We start from the raw sequence: 2,426 nt of genomic DNA on the forward strand, positions 1-2,426 counted from the left end.
AGATTGCGTTTACTGTATTCGAAGAAGGCGGTCTATTCGGTTCTTTGAACTTCGATATGTCTTACATTCAATCTGAGCACGCTATTGTTCTAGATACAGGCGGCCCGATTGGTACTATCGTAAATGCAGCGCCTGGTCAGCAGAAGATTGTTGCTAAAATCAAAGGTCGCCCTGCTCACGCTGGTTTAGCACCAGAAGAAGGCATCAGTGCCATTCAAGTGGCAGCAGACGCGATCACTAAGATGAATCTACTTCGTATCGATGAAGAAACTACGGCAAACGTCGGTATTGTTGAAGGCGGTCAAGCGACTAACATCGTTATGCCAGAACTTAAAGTCGTGGCTGAAGCTCGCTCTCTAAACGGAGAAAAGCTAACAGCTCAAGTTGAGCACATGATCTCTACATTCCAAGAGAGTGCAAAACAGTTCGGTGCTGAAGTAGAAATCGAATCGACTCGTGCTTACGATGCATTCGTTATCGCAGACGATCACCCGCACATTCTTTCTATCAAATCCGCATTCGAGAAGCTTGGCGTAACAGCAAACACTAAACGCACTGGCGGCGGTAGCGATGCAAACAACTTCAACGCGAAAGGCCTAACAACGGTTAACCTTTCTACAGGTATGGCGAAAGTTCACACCACTGAAGAGTACATTGCAGTGAAAGACATGGTCGCAATCACTGAGTTTGTTGTGGCTTACGTGACTCAATAGTCTTACTGGTTAACTAGCCTGTCTTATTTGTTAACTAGACAATCTTACTCGTTGACGAAATAGAAAATGCCATCTAGTTAACGTCAAAAAGCCGAGTTCACATGTAACGTGTGACTCGGCTTTTTTGTTGTCTTAATTTAGACAGAAGTTCCAATCTAAAACCCCCTACGCTTCCAAAACTGCCCTTCGTCTTTCGCAACAAGGTCGAATGTCTTATCAGCAATGATGTTGCCTTTTAGCTCGACGGTCATGCGCCATTTACCGAGTTTGTTGGAGACAGGCGCCCAGATAGTATCGCCTAAGTAAAAATCCCAGTCATTGTTGCCGACATGCTCTTCACCATCGAACGGTTCGAGCACTTCACCCGTGTCGGTGGTGATGTTTGGGTGATAAATGCAGTAACGGATCTTCTCACCTTTGGCTTTTTTGATGTTCAGGATATAGCCAAACTCTACGTCGATTTCAGCATCAACGGTGGTGGTGAACTCTTGGATTTTTGGAAGATCTTTAGATTTGGAATCCCATGTGGAATAGATACCATAAGAAGTCATGTCGACCACAACAGAGCGCTTTGCCATTTCAATCGTTACCTTGAAGTTGTTCTATTAATTTAATTCTATTTGCCATTCAGCCACGCAGCAGAGGAAGAACGAGGCTATTCTTGCCAGTCTCTCGCCATACGCTTAATCACTGACGGTTCAATGTCGTGAATCGTGCCATATTGCTCTCGGCACACTTCGATAATTAATTCTGCTTTATATTTGAGTGCAAGTTGGCGGTAGGCTTTCATTTCCCAATGCTTAATAAAGGTATTCGAAACAACCACATCAAGCCCTTGCTTTAATCCATTTTCAGCCGTGTTTTGACACCACTCATGAGCTTGCTGCAACTGCCTTGGGTCAAAATTATAGTCGCCTTGCTCATTCACGTAATACATATCCGCTTCGACATGCAATGCATCGTAGGTTTTTGCTTTTGTTGACTTGCCGGAACCGGGCAACCCTCGAATGAGTATTAACTTCATCTGTCACTTTACAGGCTAATTTTAAAACATGAGTTTATCTTAAATAGTGACGATTTTCTCTGATAACTACCGTTGCTCAACATCCGAAAACCGAGTCCTTATACTCGACTCAGATAATCACTGAATACAATGAGACTCCCCTCGACGTCGGTGGATGACTTCTGATAGCAAACACAAATAATTTACAACTATCCATTTTGTATATCGACAAGCGTATCAAACTACTATAGATTTAGATGTATAGACGTCTACATATCTAGCTTAGGGAGAAAGCTTTGCCTATTCGCATTCCAGACCAATTGCCAGCATCTGATGTTCTTCGTGAAGAAAACATCTTTATTATGCCGTTATCAAGAGCATCGACACAGGAAATTCGTCCACTTCGAGTCTTGATCCTCAACCTAATGCCAAAGAAGATTGAAACTGAAACTCAATTCTTACGCCTACTATCCAACAGCCCATTGCAAGTCGATGTAGAGCTGTTGCGTATTGATGACCGACCAAGTAAAAACACGCCGACAGAACACCTTGATAACTTCTACCGTCAATTTGAAATGGTCAAAGGGAGAAACTTTGATGGATTGATCATCACTGGTGCGCCACTTGGCTTGGTTCAATTTGAAGACGTAATCTATTGGGATCATCTAAAAACCATCATGGAATGGGCAAACAAGCATGTGACCTCAACC

Annotated in this window: 4 protein-coding genes; 2 read left to right on the forward strand and 2 right to left on the reverse strand. The window is 43.2% G+C overall.

Annotated features, from left to right (window positions below; translation table 11 throughout):
- On the forward strand, positions 1-713 hold a 713-nt coding region (locus AB4496_RS23630), incomplete at its 5' end, for a M20/M25/M40 family metallo-hydrolase (protein WP_372132201.1).
- Between the two features lie 155 nt (positions 714-868).
- Here AB4496_RS23630 and AB4496_RS23635 read toward each other — a convergent pair.
- Positions 869-1,291, reverse strand: coding sequence for a DUF3859 domain-containing protein (locus tag AB4496_RS23635; protein WP_017104412.1), 423 nt, complete (start codon positions 1,289-1,291; stop codon positions 869-871).
- A 77-nt stretch (positions 1,292-1,368) separates the two neighbouring features.
- Positions 1,369-1,737: an ATP-binding protein gene (locus tag AB4496_RS23640; protein WP_102258525.1), complete on the reverse strand. Its 369-nt coding sequence runs from the start codon at positions 1,735-1,737 to the stop codon at positions 1,369-1,371.
- A gap of 275 nt (positions 1,738-2,012) precedes the next feature.
- Here AB4496_RS23640 and AB4496_RS23645 point away from each other — a divergent pair.
- On the forward strand, positions 2,013-2,426 hold a 414-nt coding region (locus tag AB4496_RS23645; protein ID WP_372132204.1), incomplete at its 3' end, for a homoserine O-succinyltransferase.

The sequence above is a fragment of the Vibrio sp. 10N.222.46.A1 genome (genome assembly GCF_041473595.1).
GTDB classification, from domain to species: domain Bacteria; phylum Pseudomonadota; class Gammaproteobacteria; order Enterobacterales; family Vibrionaceae; genus Vibrio; species Vibrio tasmaniensis_A.

Coding starts and splice junctions, on each gene's coding strand:
- AB4496_RS23635 (WP_017104412.1), bottom strand. CDS start 1,291: ATGGCAAAGCGCTCTGTTGTGGTCGACATGACTTCTTATGGTATCTAT.
- AB4496_RS23640 (WP_102258525.1), bottom strand. CDS start 1,737: ATGAAGTTAATACTCATTCGAGGGTTGCCCGGTTCCGGCAAGTCAACA.